The organism is Micromonospora sp. WMMA1923 (assembly GCF_049179195.1).
GTDB lineage: Bacteria > Actinomycetota > Actinomycetes > Mycobacteriales > Micromonosporaceae > Micromonospora > Micromonospora yangpuensis.
In genome coordinates this window covers 247,566-266,706 of sequence record NZ_JBMHLZ010000001.1, presented here as the reverse complement: position 1 = coordinate 266,706, position 19,141 = coordinate 247,566, and the positions used below count along the sequence as shown (strand labels likewise).

The 19,141-nt window shown below is 71.3% G+C and carries 15 protein-coding genes and 1 pseudogene; 3 read left to right on the top strand and 13 right to left on the bottom strand.

The features are described from left to right. Window positions 1-32 precede the first annotated feature (32 nt). On the bottom strand, window positions 33-437 hold the full coding sequence (locus tag ACN28G_RS01295; RefSeq protein ID WP_091434622.1) for a roadblock/LC7 domain-containing protein: 405 nt from the start codon (window positions 435-437) through the stop codon (window positions 33-35). Beyond that, window positions 434-4,000 (bottom strand): nitrate- and nitrite sensing domain-containing protein, encoded by a 3,567-nt coding sequence (locus tag ACN28G_RS01290; protein WP_421478189.1) that lies wholly within the window; start codon window positions 3,998-4,000, stop codon window positions 434-436. Before ACN28G_RS01290 ends, ACN28G_RS01295 begins: the two co-directional genes overlap by 4 nt. 500 nt (window positions 4,001-4,500) lie before the next feature. Between ACN28G_RS01290 and ACN28G_RS01285 the strand changes: the two genes are divergently transcribed. Continuing rightward, window positions 4,501-4,821, top strand: a complete 321-nt coding sequence (locus tag ACN28G_RS01285) for a hypothetical protein (RefSeq protein WP_229688139.1) — start codon at window positions 4,501-4,503, stop codon at window positions 4,819-4,821. On the opposite strand, the gene ACN28G_RS01280 is transcribed toward ACN28G_RS01285, so the two are convergent. Further along, on the bottom strand, window positions 4,784-5,866 hold the full coding sequence (locus ACN28G_RS01280; protein ID WP_091434615.1) for an adenosine deaminase: 1,083 nt from the start codon (window positions 5,864-5,866) through the stop codon (window positions 4,784-4,786). The genes ACN28G_RS01285 and ACN28G_RS01280 overlap by 38 nt on opposite strands. A 101-nt stretch (window positions 5,867-5,967) precedes the next feature. Between ACN28G_RS01280 and ACN28G_RS01275 the strand changes: the two genes are divergently transcribed. After that, window positions 5,968-6,978 (top strand): putative RNA methyltransferase, encoded by a 1,011-nt coding sequence (locus ACN28G_RS01275; RefSeq protein WP_421478188.1) that lies wholly within the window; start codon window positions 5,968-5,970, stop codon window positions 6,976-6,978. Between the two features lie 29 nt (window positions 6,979-7,007). On the opposite strand, the gene ACN28G_RS01270 is transcribed toward ACN28G_RS01275, so the two are convergent. From ACN28G_RS01270 to ACN28G_RS01225, 10 genes and pseudogenes are all read right to left on the bottom strand, one after another. Then, entirely contained in the window at window positions 7,008-7,688 is a 681-nt protein-coding gene (locus ACN28G_RS01270) for a DUF4272 domain-containing protein (protein ID WP_091434613.1), read from the bottom strand. A 97-nt stretch (window positions 7,689-7,785) separates the two neighbouring features. Then, window positions 7,786-9,066, bottom strand: coding sequence for a thymidine phosphorylase (locus tag ACN28G_RS01265; RefSeq protein ID WP_091445947.1), 1,281 nt, complete (start codon window positions 9,064-9,066; stop codon window positions 7,786-7,788). A 7-nt stretch (window positions 9,067-9,073) separates the two neighbouring features. Next, on the bottom strand, window positions 9,074-9,781 hold the full coding sequence (locus ACN28G_RS01260; protein ID WP_091434610.1) for a cytidine deaminase: 708 nt from the start codon (window positions 9,779-9,781) through the stop codon (window positions 9,074-9,076). Between the two features lie 14 nt (window positions 9,782-9,795). Continuing rightward, window positions 9,796-11,076 (bottom strand): ABC transporter permease, encoded by a 1,281-nt coding sequence (locus ACN28G_RS01255; RefSeq protein ID WP_091445945.1) that lies wholly within the window; start codon window positions 11,074-11,076, stop codon window positions 9,796-9,798. Between the two features lie 5 nt (window positions 11,077-11,081). After that, a complete protein-coding gene (locus ACN28G_RS01250) occupies window positions 11,082-12,407 on the bottom strand; it encodes an ABC transporter permease (protein ID WP_091434608.1) in 1,326 nt (441 codons plus the stop codon). Next, the gene (locus ACN28G_RS01245; protein WP_342341803.1) at window positions 12,404-13,879 is read right to left on the bottom strand and encodes an ABC transporter ATP-binding protein; all 1,476 of its coding nucleotides are present in this window, start codon (window positions 13,877-13,879) and stop codon (window positions 12,404-12,406) included. Before ACN28G_RS01245 ends, ACN28G_RS01250 begins: the two co-directional genes overlap by 4 nt. Window positions 13,880-14,057: 178 nt before the next feature. Continuing rightward, entirely contained in the window at window positions 14,058-15,125 is a 1,068-nt protein-coding gene (locus tag ACN28G_RS01240; protein ID WP_091434604.1) for a BMP family lipoprotein, read from the bottom strand. 269 nt (window positions 15,126-15,394) lie between these two features. After that, a complete protein-coding gene (locus ACN28G_RS01235) occupies window positions 15,395-15,736 on the bottom strand; it encodes a hypothetical protein (RefSeq protein WP_091445943.1) in 342 nt (113 codons plus the stop codon). A gap of 341 nt (window positions 15,737-16,077) precedes the next feature. After that, a complete protein-coding gene (locus ACN28G_RS01230; RefSeq protein WP_091434603.1) occupies window positions 16,078-16,305 on the bottom strand; it encodes a GntR family transcriptional regulator in 228 nt (75 codons plus the stop codon). A gap of 395 nt (window positions 16,306-16,700) precedes the next feature. Beyond that, window positions 16,701-18,110, bottom strand: a pseudogene (locus ACN28G_RS01225) (LVIVD repeat-containing protein); the annotation flags it as partial. A 253-nt stretch (window positions 18,111-18,363) separates the two neighbouring features. Between ACN28G_RS01225 and ACN28G_RS01220 the strand changes: the two are divergent. After that, window positions 18,364-19,095, top strand: a complete 732-nt coding sequence (locus ACN28G_RS01220; RefSeq protein WP_229688140.1) for a DUF305 domain-containing protein — start codon at window positions 18,364-18,366, stop codon at window positions 19,093-19,095. Window positions 19,096-19,141: the final 46 nt, after the last annotated feature.

Genomic DNA, 19,141 nt, shown 5'->3' with positions numbered 1-19,141 from the left:
TTGCACTGCCGACCTGCCGGTCAGCGGGTGGATCAGCCCAGCATGCCCGCAGCCGCCCGCGTCTGCGGGGTCAGTGCGTCGCCCACCCGGTCCACCAGCAACGCCATCTCGTAGCCGACCTGCCCGACGTCACAGCTACGGGCGGCGAGCACGGCGAACGACGAGCCGTCGGAGATGGACATGAGGAACAGGAAGCCATTGTCCATCTCGACCACTGTCTGTAGCACCGCGCCGCCCTCGAAGCAGCGGGCCGCGCCCTGGGTCAAGCTGACCAGCCCGGACGCGATCGCGGCCAACTGGTCGGCCCGGTCCCGGGGGAGGTCTCGTGACGACGCGAGGAGCAGGCCGTCCGCGGAGACGGCGACCGCATGCGCGACGCCGGGCACCCGGTCGGCGAAGTTGGCCAACAGCCAACCGAGATCCTGCGTAGTAGTCATCCTTGTTGCTCCTTCTGCCCGCTCCCGGCCGCTGAGCCTGAGCCAGACTGCGAGGATTGCTGCCCTCCCGGGGTCTCCCCCGGGTTGGTCGGGTTGCCGTCGGACGGATTGGTCCGGCCGCGTTGCACCCCTCGATGGTAGGCGGAGAGCAGACCGCGTACGGCCTCCGGCGTCCGCCGCTGGACCGACGTGGTCGGCTTCTCCACCGCACCGGGCACGAGCTGCGCCATCGGGGTCCGCTTCGGCAGACCGGTCTGGGTGGTGGCCGCGACCGGCACCTCGCTCGCCGCGGTGGCCGCGCGCCAGCCGTCGTCGGCGGCGGTCTGCCAACCCTGGTACGGCGGCTGGCCGGCACGACGGGAGCCGAAGGCGTCGGCGACCCCGCCCCGCTGGTCCGGCCCGTCGTCGCCCGGCGATCCGGTGGATCTCGGGGTGTCTGCCATCGGTGTGTCACCTGTCCCGGTGGCGGTCCGCTGCACGGGTCGGCCGTTCGCGTCGACCACCGGGATCTGCTGGGTGGCCGCCGCGCTCACCGGCACCGGCTGCGGAGCCTCGGCTCCCGTGGTCTCGTCCGACCCCGGTCGGCGGGTCCGGAACCAGGCCGACTCCAGCTCGCGGAAGATGGGCAGTTCCATCGTCTCGTCGGCGTACGGCTTCCGGTTCTGCTGGGTGGGGCGGGCCGGAGCCGGGGCGGGCTGCCGGGCGGTGTCCTGCGCCGCGGGCCGCTGCTCCGGGTCGGTACGGGGCACCCGGGGCAGTTCGGTGGTCATGTCCAGGGCTGCGGCCAGCCGCTCAGGCACCGGCGGGGTGGCCGCCTCGCGCTCCATACCCGGAACCGGTGGCCAGACCGGCGGTGCCGGCGCGTTCGGGGCGGGTCGCGACGGCAGCCCGGAACCCGTCCCGCCGAACGCGGCGAAGCCGCCGCTGTCCGACTGCCCGGTGCCCGGGTACGCCGGCTGACCGGAGACCGGGGACCCGGACACCGGCTGACCTGAGACCGGGGCACCGGAGATCGGCTGACCCGAGACCGGCACGCCGGAGATGGGGGCGCCGGAGACCGGCGGGCTCGACACCGGCGGGGCGTACGAGGTGGGTTGACGCGGGATGGCCGGCTGCTGTCCGGAGCCGATCGGGTCGCCGTCGCCGCCGGCGCGACGCTGCGGCAGCGGGTCGATCTGCTGCCCGTTGGCGGTCCGGGGCGCGCCGAAGGAGTCGTCACCGTTGGTGCCGGTGGCGCCGGTCAGGTCGGACCAGGCCGGCAGGGCCCGGCCCGGACCGGCGGTCACCGGGGTGCCGTTGCGCGGAGCCGGGTCGACGGACCGGCCACCGAGGGTCATCTGGTTGCCCGAGCCGCCCGTCCGCTGCGCCGGGATCTGGCCGGTCGGCGCGCTGCCCAGCGCCGGCGCGGCACCGAAGCCCGCGAAGCTCGATGTCGACGAGCCACCGAAGGCCGGCGCCGGACCGGACGACTGCGGGCTGGACGACTGCGGACCGGACGACTGCGGGCTGGACGACTGCGGTCCGGCCGGCAGGAGGCCACCCGCCGAGGCCGGCAGCGCCGGCATCTGCTGCCGTCCGGAGAGGGCCCGCGGCACCAGCACCGAGGTGGGCATGGTGACGTCGGCGACCGTGCCCCGGTCGGTGCCGGGACGCAGCTCCACCTTGACGCCGTGGCGCGAGGCCAGCCGGGCGACCACGACCAGGCCCATCATCCGGGAGACCGCCACGTCGACCTGGGGTGGCGTGGCGAGCCGCTCGTTGAGGTCGGCGAGCTGGTCGACGCTGATGCCGATGCCCCGGTCCTCGACGTACAGCGAGGCGCGCTCGCCGACCCGCCGGGCCTCCACCATGACCTGGGAGTCCGGCGGTGAGAAGGCGGTGGCGTTGTCGAACAGCTCGGCGACCAGGTGCACCAGGTCGTTGACCGCGTGCGCGGCGACCTCGATGTCCCGGTCGATCACGCCGAACTCGATCCGGGTGTAGTGCTCGACCTCGGACTGGGCGGCGCGCAGCACGTCGATCAGGGCGGCCGGCTCACGCTGGACCCGGGTGGAGTCCGCGCCGGCGAGGACGAGGAGGTTCTCGTCGTTACGGCGCATCCGGGTGGCCAGGTGGTCGAGCTGGAAGAGCTCGGCCAGCCGGTCCGGGTCCTCCTCGCCGCGCTCCAACCGGTCGAGGTGACCGATCAGGCGGTCGACCAGGATCTGCGACCGACGGGCCAGGTTGACGAACATGGTGGCGACGGAGGCCCGCAGCGCGGCCTGCTCGGCGGCGGTCCGGACCGCCTCCAGGTGGACGGCGTTGAACGCCTCGGTCACCTGACCGAACTCGTCCTTGCTGCGCACCGGCAGCGGCTCGGCGATCTGGTTGGCCAGCTGCACCGGGGAGAGCTGGCCGGTCAGCTGCGGATCCCGCAGCCGGGCCACCGCGTGCGGCAGGCCGTACTGGGCGATGTTGAGCGCGCCCTGGCGCAGCTCCCGCAGCGACCTGGCCATCGAGCGGGCGACCAGGTACGCGAAGAGGATGGCCAGCAGCAGCATGCTCAGCAGCAGGCCGGTCTCCAGGAAGACCTGACGCTGGACGTCGGAGCGGATCGCGTCGGCCTGTCGGACCACGTCACCGTCGAGCTTGGTCTCCACGGTCCGCATCAGCTTGGCGTTGGCGGTCATCGCGCCGTCCCACTGGTCCGGTCCGAAGGGCGCGTCGGCCATGCTCTCGGTGGTGTTGCTCTTGATCCAACCGTTGTAGTTGTCCGCCTCGCGCAGGTCGGGGCCGGCGACGGTGGCCGTGTAGAACTGCTCCTCGGCCTCGTTGGCGACCGTGAAGAAGCTCTCCAGGAACTGGTCCTGGCCGGTGCCGGTGGCGATGTAGTCCTCACGCAGGGCCGGGTTGAGGGTCTGCTGGATGAGCGCGCGGTGGACCACCACCCGGCGCTTGGACAGCCATTCCTTGGACTGGGCGGTCGCCGCGGCGGCGCGCATGCGCTCGCCGAGGTCGTTGTCCCCGGCCAGCTGCGCGGCGGAGTCGCGGATGTCGAGCAGGTCCTTGATCAGCACCTCGTACGTGCGGACCGCGTCGGTCAGCTTGAGTCGGCCGTTGAAGACCTGACTGCGGGTGCCGGGCAGCTCGGTGAGGTTCTCGTCGATCCGGTTGAGCAGCACGTCGAGGCTGTTCGGCAGGTCGTCGACCTCGGAACGCTGCTGGGAGTACGGGCCCTTGGCGTCGTCCACCCGCTGGTTGACCTGACCGTACGCCTCGCGGTAGCGCTCCTTGGTCGGGCCGTTGGCGGCACCGAGCAACAGCACCGCGGAGGTCCGCTCGTCCTGCAGCGAGTTGACCAGGTCACCCGAGTAGCCGGTGAGGTTGGCCAGGTCGCCGGCGCGGTTCGCGGTGTTGAGCGTGTCCAGGTGGTCGACCAGACCGCTGGTACCCACGACCACCGTGGCGATGGTCGGCACGATCATGATGAGACCGAGCTTGGACCAGATCGGCATGTCGCGCAGCCGCCCGGTGGGGCGCAGCCGCGACCGGAAGGAGCCTGCCGTCTTTGGTCGTTTGCTCACGTCACCGCCCTTGCGATCACAGCTTCGCGCGTTGCCAGGGCAACGCCCAGCGACCGACCCGGCGGGTCGGACCTCCGAGATTCCATCACGCCGTCACGCAAAGAGAAAGCCCAGCCTGGCAGTCACGGACGGTGTGATGAGATGTTGATGCAATTTGCTGGCAATCTGCCTGGGCGGAGTCACCCACGGTAATGACACACCTTCATCGCGTTGTTTTGCTCGCCGGCGCGTCCGGCTCCGGAAAGTCGTACATAGCGCATCGAACGGGTCTTCCCGTCCTCTGTTTGGATGACTTCTACAAGGACGGTGACGACCCTACGTTGCCCCGGCGTAACGGGCTGGTGGACTGGGATTCACCCGAGGCCTGGGACGCGGGCGCGGCGGTGGCGGCCATTGCCCTTCTGGCCCAACAGGGCCGGGCCGAAGTACCCGTCTACGCGCTCGGCGCGGACCGCAGAGTGGACACAAGGACACTCGAACTCACCGGATCGCCACTTTTCATGGCCGAAGGTATCTTCGCCGCCGAGATCGTCGCGGAATGTCGCCGGCAGGGGCTGCTCGCCGGGGCGTACGCGCTGCGCCGGCCGCGCGGCACGACCTTCCTGCGCCGGCTCGCCCGCGACCTGGCGCAGCGGCGCAAGGCCCCGGGCCTGCTGGTACGACGCGGGATCGCGCTGCTGCGCGCCGAGCCTCAGGTGCTGCGCCGACAGGCCGCGCTCGGTGCGGAACCGACCCGGGCCGCCGAGGTGCTGCGCCGGGTGGCCGGCCTGGGGCAGCCGTCGGTCACCGCTGGCCGAGCAGCTTCGCGTACGCCGGCTTGATCACCTCGTCGATGATCCGGAGCCGTTCGTCGAACGGGATGAACGCGCTCTTCATCGCGTTGATGGTGAACCACTGGAGTTCCTTCCAGCCGTAGCCGAACGCCTCCACCAGCAGCGCCATCTCCCGGGACATCGAGGTGCCGCTCATCAGCCGGTTGTCGGTGTTGACGGTGGCCCGGAACCGCAGGTCCCGCAGCAGCCCGATGGGATGCTCGGCGATCGACGCCACGGCACCGGTCTGCACGTTCGACGACGGGCACAGCTCCAGCGGGATCCGCTTGTCCCGCACGTACGCGGCCAGTCGACCCAGCTGCGGCTCCGCGCCGACGGTGATGTCGTCGACGATCCGTACCCCGTGCCCGAGCCGGTCGGCGCCACACCACTGGATGGCCTGCCAGATCGAGGGCAGCCCGAAGGCCTCCCCGGCGTGGATGGTGAAGTGGAAGTTCTCCCGCTGGAGGTACTCGAAGGCGTCCAGGTGGCGGGTGGGCGGGAAGCCGGCCTCGGCACCGGCGATGTCGAAGCCCACCACCCCGGTGTCCCGGTGCCGGACCGCCAGCTCGGCGATCTCCTGTGACCGGGCGGCGTGCCGCATCGCGGTGAGCAGGGTGCCCACCCGGATCGGCGTACCGGCCGCGGCGGCCGCCGCGCTGCCCTCGGCGAAGCCGGCCAGCACCGCCGCCACCACCTCGTCCAGGGTCAGGTCCCGCTCCAGGTGCTGCTCGGGGGCGAACCGCACCTCGGCGTAGACCACCCCGTCGGCGGCCAGGTCCAGCGCGCACTCGGCCGCCACCCGGCGCAGCGCCGACTCGGTCTGCATCACCGCGACCGTGTGCGCGAACGTCTCCAGGTACTGCTCCAGCGAGCCCGAGTTGGCCGCCTCGACGAACCAGCGGCCCAGCGCCTCCGGGTCGGTGGTGGGCAGCTCGTGGTCGACCTCGGCGGCCAACTCGACGACCGTCGCCGGTCGCAGCCCGCCGTCGAGGTGGTCGTGCAGTAGCGCCTTCGGCGCCTTGACGATGTCCTGGTACGAGATCGCTGCCATGGGCAGACCCTAGTCAGCCTCCGCCCGGACCGCTGCCGGGACCACCACCGCCACGCCGGTCGAGAGCACCGGGTCCGTCGCCGACTGCGAGGATGGCCCGGATGAACCCGTACGTCGTCGACCGGCTGCGCTGCCCGGTCTGTGCCGAGCCACTTGCCGAGGCCGTCGCCGGCACCGCCCGGACGCTGCGCTGCCCACGCCGGCACAGCTTCGACGTGGCCCGGCAGGGTTACGTCAACCTGCTCGCCGGACGGGCCCCACACGTCGGGGACACCGCCGAGATGGTGGCCGCCCGCAGCGACTTCCTGGCCGCCGGCCACTACGCCGCGATCTCCACCGCCCTGACCGACGCCGCCCGCACCGCCACGCTGGCCGCCACCGAGCCGACCGACAGCACGCGGACCGGGGCCGCACGGACCGAGGCCGTACGGACCGGGGCCGCACGGACCGAGGCCGCACGGACCGAGGCCGTACGGACCGGGGCCGCACGGACCGAGGCCGTACCGCCGGACCGCACCGATGAGCCAGGGCGGGCGGCGTACCCGCTGGTGGTCGATGCCGGGGGCGGGACCGGCTGGCACCTCGCGGCGGTGCTGGCGGCGCTGCCCGGGGCCGTGGGGTTGACCCTGGACGTGTCGAAGCCGGCGCTGCGCCGGGCGGCGCGGGCGCATCCGCGCGCGGCGGCGGCGCTTGTCGACACCTGGCAGCGGCTGCCGCTGGCCGACGGTTGCGTCGCGGTGCTGCTCAACGTCTTCGCCCCGCGCAACGGCGCGGAGTTCCGTCGGGTGCTGGCTGCCGACGGCAGGCTGCTGGTGGTGACGCCGGCCGAGGACCATCTCACCGAGCTGGTCGACGCGCTCGGGCTGCTCCGGGTCGATCCGGCCAAGGCCGACCGGGTCGCCGGGAGCCTGGCCGGGCACTTCACCGAGGTCGCCGCGACGGTGCTGCGCGGCCGGCTGAGCCTTACCCACGCCGAGGTCGGCACCCTGGTCGGCATGGGCCCGAGCGCCTGGCACACCGACCCGGGCGCGCTGGCCGAGCGGATCGCCACCCGGCCCGAGCCGGTCACGGTGACCCTGGCCGTCCGACTCGGCGTGCACCGCCCCCGCTGACCGGCCGGGCCACCCACCGGCCGGAGCCCTCAGGTGGAGAGGTCGACCTCTTCCCAGCCGGGCGGCTCGTCGTGGTACGGGCCGCGCAGCACCACCGCCCACTCCAGCGCCCACCGGCGCTGGCCGATGGCGTTCGCGTCGACCAGACCGGGCAGCGCCCGGCCGGCCTTCTCCAACTCCAGGTACGCCCAGTCCAGGCAGTAGTGTAGGTCGAGCAGGGCGGCGGCGTCGGCCGGATGCTGCGGCGCGGCGAGGATCCGGCCCCGCCACTGGTCGAAGGTCTCCCCCACCGAGATCTGCGGCAGCCGTTCCACCAGCCGCTCGTCGACCGGCAGGGTCGGGTCGAGCTGCTTGGTCAGGCCGAGCACCCAGGCCAGCGAGAAGAGCGCGTCGTGGTGCAGCACGAAGGAGCGGTGGTCCCCCCGACCGCCCATCAGGAACTGCCACTCCGGCGGGGTGACCAGGTCGACCAGGTGCGAGCCGAGCAGCCAGCTCATCGCGGCCTGCGGCGGCATCCCGAAGCAGCGGGCCAGGATGACGTGCAGCACCGCGATCCGGGCCTCGATCTCGCCGGTGGGGCGTAGCTCGATCTCGTCGCCGCTCTCCCACACCAGCGGGAACTGGCTGGGCGGCAGCGGTAGCCGGAGCCGCTCCAGCTCCTCCAGGCTCGCCTCCCGGACGGCCTGCGGGTCGGGGGCAGGTACGGTCACGGCTGAAGACCCCTGTCTGACGTCGTCCCGGCGCCGGTCTGTTCCCCCCGGCCAGGGAGAATAGTCGTTGAGCTGGTCGGCACCGACGCCGCCCCGCTCAGTCGATCCGCTCGATGACCAACGGTGCGACCGGTGGCGCGGTGGCCGAGATCCGGACCGCCTCGGCCGCCTCGGCCAGCGCCGCGGGTATCCGCCCGGCGTCGTCGGCGCGCAGCTCGTACAGCGGTTCACCGGCCCGCACCGCCTCGCCCGGCCGCTTGTGCAGCACCACCCCGGCGGCGGCGACCACCGGGTCCTCCTTGCGGGCCCGGCCGGCACCGAGCCGCCACGCGGCCACCCCGATGGCGTACGCGTCGACGGCGGCGACGTACCCGTCGGCTCCGGCGCGTACCACCTCGACCTCGTTCGCGCTGGCCAGGGGGGCGTCCGGGGCACCGCCCTGGGCCCGGACCATGGCCCGCCAGCTGTCCATCGCCCGCCCGTCGGCCAGCGCGGCGGCCGGGTCGGCGTCGGGCAGGCCGGCGGCGTCGAGCATCTCCCGGGCCAGCGCCAGGGTCAGCTCCACCACGTCGGGCGGGCCGCCTCCGGCCAGCACCTCGACCGACTCGGCGACCTCGACGGCGTTGCCGACGGCCCGGCCGAGCGGGGTGGACATCTCGGTGAGCAGGGCGACGGTCCGGACGCCGTGCGCGCCACCCAGCTCCACCATGGTCCGGGCCAGCTCACGGGCGTCGGCCACGGACTTCATGAACGCCCCGGAGCCGACCTTGACGTCCAGCACCAGCGCGCCGGTGCCCTCGGCGATCTTCTTGCTCATGATCGAGCTGGCGATCAGCGGGATCGCCTCGACGGTGCCGGTGACGTCACGCAACGCGTACAGCTTGCGGTCGGCGGGGGCGAGGCCCGCACCGGCGGCGCAGATCACCGCGCCGAGGTCGCGCAGCTGGGCGAGGAACTCGTCGTTGCCCAGGGTGGCCCGCCAGCCCGGAATCGACTCCAGTTTGTCGAGCGTGCCGCCGGTGTGGCCGAGCCCGCGTCCGGAGAGCTGCGGCACGGCGGCCCCGCAGGCGGCCACCAGCGGGGTCAACGGCAACGTGATCTTGTCACCGACGCCGCCGGTGGAGTGCTTGTCCACGGTGGGGCGCGGCACCGTGGAGAGGTCCAACCGCTCCCCACTGGCGATCATCGCGGCGGTCCACCTGGCGATCTCCGGCCCGGTCATGCCGTTGAGCAGGATCGCCATCGCCAGCGCCGACATCTGCTCGTCGGCGACCACCCCCCGGGTGTACGCGTCCACCACCCAGTCGATCTGCCCGTCGGAGAGCACCCCGCCGTCGCGCTTGGCCCGGATGACGTCGACCGCCGCAAAAGTACCCATCACTACCTCAGCCACCCCACCGAACCGGGATCTCCATCGGCGGCTCACCCTCGCCCGCCCAGAAGATCGTCCCTGCCGCGTCCACCACGACCACCCGGGGCGTACGCGCCAGTCCCCACTCGATCGCCTCGTCCGAGGCCGCCCAGCTCGGCCCCTCCTCCAGTACCCCGGTCTCGGCGCCCTCGGTGTCCCCGGCGGAGCGTTCCCAGTAGGCCGTCCAGACCTGCTGACCGGCGGAGAGGTCGGGGTGGACGAAGACCGTGCCCCGGCCCCGCCAGGCGGCCAGCCGGTCCGGCACCACCGGCACCGGATGTTCCCCGGTCACCGCCTCCAGGTCGGCCACGTCGAAGGCGTGCGGCAGCAGTTCGGCCATCCGCAGCGGCCCGCCTGCCGACTCGATCAGGCACTCCGGGCCGCCCTGCTCCCAGAGCAGCTGCCGGCACCGGCCGCAGGGCATCAGCGGCTCACCGGTGGCGTCGACGCAGGAGAGCGCGACCAGCCGGCCACCCCCGGTGGCGTGCAGCGCGGAGACCACCCCGCACTCGGCGCAGAGCACCACCCCGTACGCGGCGTTCTCGACGTTGCAGCCCACCACGATCCGGCCGTCGTCGACCAGGGCCGCCGCCCCGACCGGGAACTTCGAGTACGGCACGTAGGCGTGCCGCATCACCTCGGTGGCGGCGGCGCGCAGCCGCCCCCAGTCGATCTCCGTCACGTCCGGTCCCCCACTCAGCCCTTGATGTACGGCTTGCCGTCGGCCGCGGGTGCCCGGACCCGACCGACCAGGCCCGCCACCGCCAGGATCGTCGCCAGGTACGGCAGCATGGCCAGGAACTGGCTGGGAATGATGCTGTTGATCGCGCCGAGGTAGGTGCCGAGCTGGTCGGCGAAGCCGAAGAAGAGCGCGGCGAGCAGCGCCCCGGTCGGGCTCCACCGGCCGAAGATCAGCGCGGCCAGGGCGATGAAGCCCTTACCGCCGATCATGTTCTTGGTGAACGAGTAGAGCGCCAGGGTGTACGAGGCCCCGCCGATGCCGGCGACCACCCCGGCCAGCAGCACGTTGAGGTAGCGCAGCCGGAGCACCTTGACGCCGAGGGTGTCGGCGGCGGTGGGGTGCTCGCCGACCGCCCGGGTCCGCAGCCCCCACCGGGTCCGGAAGAGCCCGACGTGCAGCACCAGCACCAGCAGCAGACCCAGGTAGAGGAAGATGTTGCCCTGGAACAGCGCCGGACCGAGCAGCGGGATGTCGGACAGCAGCGGGATCTCCCAGTTGCCGAACCGGGGAGCGCTGTTGTAGCGGTCCGCCTCGGTCTGCATCAGCCGCTCGTAGAGGAAGCCGGTGACGCCGACCGCCAGCAGGTTCAGCACGATGCCGATGACCACCTGGTCGACCAGGTAGCGGATGGCGAAGACGGCCAGCAGCAACGAGATGGTCGCGCCGCCGATCGCCGCCGCGACCAGGCCCACCCAGACGCTGCCGCTGATGCTGCCGAAGAGCGCCCCGCTGAACGCCCCCATCAGCAACTGCCCCTCGATGGCCACGTTGACCACGCCGGAGCGTTCGCAGAGCACCCCGGCCAGCGCACCGAAGATCAGCGGCAGGGCCAGGACGAAGGTGCCGCGCAGGATGTTGACGAGCGGCATGAAGTTCTGCCCCGGCGGCGCGTCCGAGACCTGCCAGCAGAGGAAGGAGAGCACGAAGGCGACCAGCCCGACCCCGAGCACCAGGGTGAACCAGCGCTTCGGCAGGCCGGCCAGCATCGCCACCCCGGCGAGCAGGGCGACGAGTCCGAAGGCGACCGCGCCGACCGTACCGTGGATGGAGAGCGCGGCCCCGGCGGAGTCCTCGCTGAGGGTGAACCGGGCCTGCTCGCCGGTGGCGAGCGCCCCGAACAGCACCGCGCCGAGCAGGCCGAGCGCGACCAGCACCAGGCCGACCTTGCGGGTACGCGTCCAGAACCCCGCGTCGACAGGTGCGACCGCGACGTCTTCGACAGCCATGGTGGACATGTTGGTCACCAGCCCTTCGCCAGGCTCGTCTGCAGCCGCGCGGCGCGGGCCGCCCGGAGCTGGAAGATCGCCTTCACCAGGGCGGGGGCGGCGATGAAGATGACGATCAGCGCCTGGAGCACGGTGACCAGCTCCAGTGAGATCCCCGCGTACGACTGCATCCGGTTCCCGCCGGCCTGCAGCGCGCCGAAGAGCAGCGCGGCCAGCGCCACCCCCCACGGCTTGACCCGGCCGAGCAGCGCCACCAGGATGCCGTCGAAGCCGATCTGGGCCACTACCAGCGGGGTCAACGCGGTCGCGGTCGAGCCGAGGACCATGTTCGAGCCGCCCAGGCCGGCCAGGATCCCGGCGAAGACCATGATCAGGACGTACGTCCGGGTGACGCTGATCCCGGCGGTGCGGGCGGCGTCCGGGTTCGCGCCCACCGCGCGCAGCTCGAAGCCGAGCGTGGAGCGGTTGAGCAGCCAGGCCACCGCCCAGGTGGCCAGGACGGCGAGGATGATGCCGGCGTGGACCCGCAGGTTGTCGCCGAGCAGCCGGGGCAGCTGGGCCGAGGCGTCCACGGGCCGGCTGATCGCGTCGGTCCGGTTCGGGTCCTGGATGCCGTTCTGCACGATCAACCAGACCAGGAAGTACGTGGCGACGTAGTTCAGCATGATCGTGTTGATCACCTCGTGGGCGCCGGTGCGGGCCTTGAGGATGCCGGGCACGAAGCCCCAGATCGCCCCGCCGAGGGCACCGGCGAGCACCGCGACCAGCAGGTGCAGCCCCGGCGGCAGCGGCAGCAGGAAGCCGGCCAGCGCGGCCAGGATGACACCCATGGTGGCCTGCCCCTGGGCGCCGATGTTGAACATGCCGCCGCGGAAGGCCAGCGCCACCGACAGGCCGGTGAAGACCAGCGGCGCGGTGTACGTGAGCGTCTCGGAGATCGGCCCCATCGCGGCCTGGAAGCCGACCGCGTCGGGGTCGAGGACCGCGCCCTTGAACAGGTTCGCGTACGCCTCGCTGACCAGCGTCCAGCTGGCGTTGAGCGCGTCGCTCGGGCGGGCGGTGATGTAGCTGTAGGTGGCCAGCACCTCCGGGTCGGAGATGATCATCAGTACCGCACCGACGAGCATCGCCAGGACCAGCGACAGCAGGGTCACCATGAAGGTGTTGGCCGCCCAGAGGTTGGCCAGGAACGCCTGCCCCAGCGAGGGCCCCCGCTGCGGTGCCGGTGCGGTGGTCGCCGCCTCGGCCCGCTCGGTGTCGGCGGTGGCGCTCCGGGTGGCCCGCTCCTCGGTCGCCGGCTCCTTGTCCGGTGATCCCGAGGGGGGAACTGGGTTGGTCATGCCTCGTCCTCGCTGGTCCCGGTGGTGTCGGGGGTGATGCCGGCCATCAGCAGGCCGATCTCCTCACGGGGGGTGTCCGGGCCGACCACGCCGATGATCCGGCCGCGGTACATCACCGCGATCCGGTCGGCCAACCCGATCACCTCGTCCAGCTCGCTGGAGACCACCAGTACGGCGGTGCCGACGTCGCGTTCCCGGATGACCCGGCTGTGGATGAACTCGATCGAGCCGACGTCGACGCCCCGGGTCGGCTGGGCGGCGATGAAGAGCTTCAACGGGCGGGACAGCTCCCGGGCGACGATCACCTTCTGTTGGTTGCCGCCGGAGAGGGTGCCCACCGGCGCGTCGGCCGAGGAGGTACGCACGTCGAACTGGTCGATCCGCTCCTTGGCCGAGCTGGCGATCGCCTCCGGCCGCAGCGCCAGCCCCCGGCCGAACGGCGGCTGGTCGTAGATGTCCAGCACCAGGTTCTCGGCGACGGTGAACTCCTTGACCAGCCCGTCGACGCTGCGGTCCTCCGGCACGTAGCCGACCCCGGCGCGGAGCACCTTCTTGGTCGACCAGCCGGCGACCGGTTGCCCGTCCAGGCTGATCGTGCCGGCGAGCACCGGCCGCAGGCCCATCACCGCCTCGATCAGCTCGGTCTGGCCGTTGCCCTGCACACCCGCCACGCCGAGCACCTCACCGGCGCGTACGGTCAGGTCGACGCCGTCCACCGCGCGGACCTGCCGGTCGTCGTCGACGACCAGGCCGGAGACCTCCAGCATCGGCCGGCCCGGGGCGGCCGGCTGCTTGTCCACGGTGAGCCGGACGCTGCGCCCGACCATCAGCGCGGCCAACTCGTCCCGGCTCGCCTCGGGGGAGGCGGTGCCGACGGTCCGGCCGCGCCGGATCACGGTGATCCGGTCGGCGATCGCCTTGACCTCGCCGAGCTTGTGGGTGATGAAGACGATCGACTTGCCGGCGGCCTTGAGCGACCGCATCACGGTCAGCAGCTCCTCGGTCTCCTGCGGGGTGAGCACCGCCGTCGGCTCGTCGAGGATAAGCAGGTCGACGTCGCGGGTGAGCGCCTTGACGATCTCCACCCGCTGCTGGATGCCGACCGGCAGGTCCTCGATCACCGCGTCCGGGTCGACCCGCAGGTTGTACCGCTCGGAGACCTCGGCGACCTCGCGGCGGGCCCGCCGCCGGTCGAGGAACCCGGCGACGCCGCCCCGGACCTGCTCGGCACCGAGCATGATGTTCTCGGTGACGGTGAAGACCGGTACCAGCATGAAGTGCTGGTGCACCATGCCGATGCCGGCCGCGATCGCGTCGGCGGGACCCTTGAGGCTCAGCGCCTTCCCGTCGACCAGGATCTCGCCCTCGTCCGGCTGGTAGAGCCCGTAGAGCACGTTCATCAGGGTGGACTTGCCCGCGCCGTTCTCGCCGAGCAGGGCGTGGATCTCTCCTGGCTCCACCGTCAGGTCGATGTGGTCGTTGGCGACCAGGTCACCGAACCGCTTGGTGATGCCGCGCAGTTCGAGTCTCAGCGCAACCTCCGGGGCGTGCGAGCGGGGGATGGTGCAGCGTAGCCGGCCGACGGCCCGGAACCGGGTACCAACCGACCGGCCACCGGTGAGTCGATCACCGGTGGCCGGCCGGACCGGGTCACTTCGGCTGCGCGGCCGAGGTGACCTTGACGGTGCCGGCGGAGATGTCCGCCTTCAGCTTGTCGACCTCGGACTTCAGCTCGGCCGGAACCTTGCTGTCGAAGTCGTGGTACGGGGCGATCGAGACACCCTCGTTGGCCAGGGTGCCCAGGTAGCCCGGGTTCACCTCCAGCTGCTCGCCACCGGCGGCCTTGAGGACGGCCTCCTTGACCGCGCCCGGGATGTTCTTCACCACGGTGGTGATGATCGCCGGGCAGTTCGGGGTGCTCTCACAGCCGTCGACGTCCACCCAGATGGTGTTGTACTTGCCGCCCGAGGCCTGGGCCGCACCGGTGGTGCCGAGGCCCGCGCCGCCGGCGACCGGCATGATGATGTCCGCGCCCTGGGCGACCAGCGCGTCGCTCACCTTCTTGCCCTCGTCCTGCTTGACGAAGTCGTTGGTGAAGGAGCCGTTCTGGGTCTCCTTGTTCCAGCCCACGACCTTGACGCTCTTGCTCTTGGCGGTGTTGTAGTGGGCCACGCCGTCGGCGTACCCGTCCATGAAGATGGTCACCGGCGGGATCTTCAGGCCGCCGTAGGTGCCCACCGTGCCCGACTGGCTCATGCCGGCCGCCAGGTACCCGGCGAGGAAGCCGGCCTGGGCGGTGTCGAACTGCATCGGGTAGACGTTGGTCTCGGGGACCTTCGCGTCGACGATGCCGAACTGCTGGTTCGGGTTCGCCTTGGCGATCTTGGAGGTGGCGTCACCCATCAGGCCACCGACGGCCAGGATGAAGTCGCACTTCTGGTTGACGTACCCGGTCAGGTTGACCTCGTAGTCCGCCTCGGCCTTCGACGCGGTGTACTTGACCTCGATGTTGTCGTTCTCGGCCTTGGCGTCCTCCAGGCCCTTCCACGCCGAGGCGTTGAAGGACTTGTCGTCGATGCCGCCGACGTCGGTCACCATGCAGGCCGTGTACTTCGTCTCACCGCTGCCGGCGCTGTTGTTCTCCTCGGGTGCCTCGCCGCACGCCACGGCGGCACCCAACACGAGCCCACCCGTCGCCACGACGGAGGCGATCCGCATCCCACGCACAGAGCGCAAGACGTCTCCCTTCCCATTGCACACCGCGCCAGAAGCGGTGGCTGCCCTTGGGGAGGACCTGCGCCTTGCCGCCGGTCTCCCACGTTACGGACGCGAAGCGTACGCCCGCGTCCACCCACCGGCCGACAATCGTGCACGACTGTTGAACCCTTGTTACCGCTACGTAACCCTTGGGTGGGACAAATCACTTACCGGGTCCGTCATCGGCCGGTCGACACTCGCTTCACCAGCCGGTCCACACCGGCTGCGGGTCACCGCCAGAAGACCGCCACCGCCGCGTTGACCAGGGTCAACCCGATGATCGCGAGGAAGTGGCCCCGGGCGACCGAGTCCCGCTTGCGGGAGAAGAAGACCATGACAAAGATCAGCAGCGCGAGCACCAGTTTGGTAACAAGCTTCGCCGGCGCCGGCTCGTCCCCGTCGCGCAGCGGCGCGGAGAGCCCGATGCCGGTGACCAACTGGATCACCGCGCCCCAGAGCATCGCCGCGTTGATCCGCAGCCGACCGCCGACGTACTGGGCGATCGCACCGCCGAGCAGCAGCGCGAAACCGATCAGGTGCAGATAGAGAAGTACCAGCCGAAGAGCTTCCATGGCGACCATCCTGCCCCATCAACGACGCCGCGTAGTAGACGGCCCGCCGACCGAGCCCGTTCCGTGATCTCCACGGGCTCACCGCGCTCGCGCCGCCCCGCCACGCCGCGCCACCGCCACGCCGCGCCACCGCCGCGCCGCGCCACCGCCGCGCCGCGCCACCGCGCCGCGCCGCCGCTCCACGCCGCCGCTCCACGCCGCGCCACGCCGCGCCACCGCGCCACCGCGCCGCGCCACCGCGCCGCGCCGCGCCACACGATCCAGGAAATGGTGGCCTCGGCCCGCCGGGATGCCACTGTTTCCCCGATCCAGCGTTGTCGGGTGGGGCGCGCGGGGCGGAGCTAGGCCTCCGAGAGGTAGCTGCCGGAGCCGGGTACGCCCACCACGACGCCACGCGACCTGCGTGCGTCCAGGGCTCGCGCCACCGTGCGCCGGGCCGAGCCGTACTCGGCGGCCAGGGCGTCGTACGTGGGCAGGCGGGAACCCCGCGGGAACTCGCCTGCGGCGATGCGCCGGACGAGATCGTCCTCGATCTCTCGGGCGGTGCGCGGGATCGGCACCGGGCTCATCGTCCCGCATACCCCACGTCGCAGTACGGCAACGCCCGGCCGGGAAGGGGCCCGGCCGGGCGTCGTGACGTGCGGACCGCACCGCCGAGGCGGTGGCGCGGGGCGTACTAGCTGAGCTTGATCTTGCCGGTGACCGTGGTGTTCTTGATCGTGGTCTTGGCACCGACGGCCTTCACGCCGCCGTTGACGGTGCTCTCGAAGAGCGAGACCAGCTCGGCCCCGTTGGCGTTGACCTCACCGTTGATCTCGCCCTTGTAGACGATCAGGCTGGCCCCGGGGTGGACCTTGATGGTCCCGTTGACCGTGGCGCGGTCCAGGCAGGTGGTGCCGGACTTGATGTTCAGGCCGCTGTTGACCCGGGTGGTCAGCACCTGGGTACAGTCCGGGAAGCTGACCTGGCTCTGCACGTTGCTCTCGTTGGCCACGACCACGGCCTCGGCGTTGTTCGTCCGGCCGTCCGCGATCTTCAGGACGTCGAAGCCCTTCTGGATGTCGGACGAGTAGATGAAGCCGTTGTGGTAGTACGCCGACCAGGAGCCGCCGAGGACCAGGCGGGCGTCCGACAGCGGGCCCCGCTCCCAGAAACCGATCTCCTTCGGGTTGCTGGAGTCGGTGAAGTCGAAGACCGAGATGCCACCCTGGTACCAGGCCTGGACCATGATGTCGCGGCCCATGGCCGGGATCAGCGAGCCGTTGTGGGCCACGCAGTTCTCGGTGCTCTTGTTCTCGCGCGGGATCTTGAAGTAGCTCTTGAAGACCAGCTTGCGGTCGGCACCGGCACCCTCGATGTCGAAGAGGGCGTTCGCGCCGCGCTTCGGGCCGATGGTCGGGTTGCAGGTGGCCGCGCCACCGCCGCCCAGCTCGTCGGTGAAGATGACCTTCTTGCCGTTGTTGTTGAACGTGGCGGAGTGCCAGAAGGCGAAGTTGGTGTCCCGCACCCGGCTGAGCACGACCGGGTTGGTCCGGTCGGAGATGTCCATCAGCACACCGTCACCCATGCAGGCGCCGGCGGCCAGGTCCAGCTCCGCGTAGACGGTGACGTCGTGGCAGCCGCTGGTCGAGGTCGCCCCGAGGGTGTCCGGGAAGAGGTTCGGGGTGGCCACCACCGACGCGTTGGTCGGGTCGTTCAGCGGCACCTCGATGATCGACAGCTTGTCGTGCGGCGGCTGGCAGTCCGGGAAGTTCGCGTTCGGGCTGTACGACTGGACGTAGACGTACACCTTGTCCTTGGTCTTGGCGGGGACCAGGGTGTGGGTGTGCGAGCCGCAGTCGGTCTCGATGGCCTTGACGTAGGTCGGGCTGACCTTGTTGCTGACGTCGAAGATCCGGATGCCCTCCCACGAACTCTTGATCGAGGCGGACTGGGCGACGCTGTTGCACGAGTCGTCGTTGCGCGACGAGTCGACCGACAGGAACAGCAGGTTGCCGTAGATAGTGATGTCGTTCTGCGCGCCGGGACAGACGACCTGGCTGACGACCTTCGGGTTCCGCGGCTTGCTGATGTCGTAGGTGGTGAACCCGTCGTAGTTGCCGACGAACGCGTAGTTGCCCTGGAAGGCGATGTCGGTGTTGTAGGCGGACTCCGCCCCGAAGGCGCCGGACTTGGGCAGGTTCGCGATGGTCCGGAAGTTGCTGCTCATCGAGATCTCGTCGACCCCGGGGATCACGTAGCCCGGGTCGGCGGCCTCCTCGACCGCGGCGGCGCTGGCGGGGGCACCGGCCACAGTGGTGAGGAGCAGGAGGGTGCTGGCGGCAAGGCTGATGGCCCCGAGCCTCCGCGTCCCTTGTGGGGTTCTTCTGAACATCTAGTGACACCCTTCTGCGGGGGATGGGTCGGAGAGGTAGCGGGACCATATCGCGCCCCCCACCAGGAGATTGTGATCTGCATCACATCCGGGAACCGGACCAGGTAACGATCAAGTAACGCCCCTCACCCGAAGGGTTGAACAAAAACCGCAGGTCGGAGTAACCGTCCAAATCGCTTCCGGTGGCCTTCCAGCCCAGGCCAGGCCACGCTACGATCCCGGCCAACCATGGGTCAGCGGCAGGAGACGGGTTGTGCTAGGCGAACGGATCCGGGGACGTTCCCGCCGGTGGCGGGGAATCGCGCTGGTGGAGCTGGCCGTCGTCGGCGTGCTGGTGGCCGGAGTCGCGGTGGCCGTCGGGCTGGCCGGCGACGACGATCCCGAGCCGACGGCGAGCGCCGCCGCCAGCCCGGACCCCATCGACCTGCCCGGTCTGCCGGACTCCACCGCACCGGTGCTGGTGCCGGGTCGCCCCGGCGAGACCGCCCGGCAGGTGCCGTCCAACGAGTACACACCCCGGCCGGCCGCCACCTACAACGCGGCCGACGTCCGCTTCGTCACCATGATGATCCCGCACCACGAGCAGGCCCTGGTGATGGCCCGGCTCGCCCCCGAGCGCGCCGGCAACCAGCAGATCGCCCTGATCGCCGACCGGATCCTGGCCGCCCAGGGCCCGGAGATCAAGGCGCTGGAGAGCTGGCTGGCGGCCAAGGGACTCACCCGTGACACCGCCGGTGACCAGCACGGACACGACATGGCCGGGATGCAGTCGGCGGAGGCGCTGAAGGCATTGGAGAACGCCCGGGGCGCCGACTTCGACAAGCGGTTCGTCGACATGATGACCAACCACCACCAGGGCGCGATCACCATGGCCGAACAGGCCCAGACCCTCGGGGTGGACCCGATCGTCAACGAGTCGGCCACCAGCGTCGCCCTGGAGCAGGCGGTGGAGATCCAGCGTATGAAGGAAGCCCTGGCCGGCTGAGCCGGTGCACCCCGGCCGCGACGACGAGTCGCCGGGCCGGGGAGAC

Coding starts and splice junctions, on each gene's coding strand:
- ACN28G_RS01295 (WP_091434622.1), bottom strand. CDS start 437: ATGACTACTACGCAGGATCTCGGTTGGCTGTTGGCCAACTTCGCCGAC.
- ACN28G_RS01235 (WP_091445943.1), bottom strand. CDS start 15,736: ATGGAAGCTCTTCGGCTGGTACTTCTCTATCTGCACCTGATCGGTTTC.
- ACN28G_RS01280 (WP_091434615.1), bottom strand. CDS start 5,866: ATGGCAGCGATCTCGTACCAGGACATCGTCAAGGCGCCGAAGGCGCTA.
- ACN28G_RS01230 (WP_091434603.1), bottom strand. CDS start 16,305: ATGAGCCCGGTGCCGATCCCGCGCACCGCCCGAGAGATCGAGGACGAT.
- ACN28G_RS01250 (WP_091434608.1), bottom strand. CDS start 12,407: ATGACCAACCCAGTTCCCCCCTCGGGATCACCGGACAAGGAGCCGGCG.
- ACN28G_RS01265 (WP_091445947.1), bottom strand. CDS start 9,066: ATGGGTACTTTTGCGGCGGTCGACGTCATCCGGGCCAAGCGCGACGGC.
- ACN28G_RS01285 (WP_229688139.1), top strand. CDS start 4,501: ATGGCCGAAGGTATCTTCGCCGCCGAGATCGTCGCGGAATGTCGCCGG.
- ACN28G_RS01275 (WP_421478188.1), top strand. CDS start 5,968: ATGAACCCGTACGTCGTCGACCGGCTGCGCTGCCCGGTCTGTGCCGAG.
- ACN28G_RS01255 (WP_091445945.1), bottom strand. CDS start 11,076: ATGTCCACCATGGCTGTCGAAGACGTCGCGGTCGCACCTGTCGACGCG.
- ACN28G_RS01240 (WP_091434604.1), bottom strand. CDS start 15,125: ATGCGGATCGCCTCCGTCGTGGCGACGGGTGGGCTCGTGTTGGGTGCC.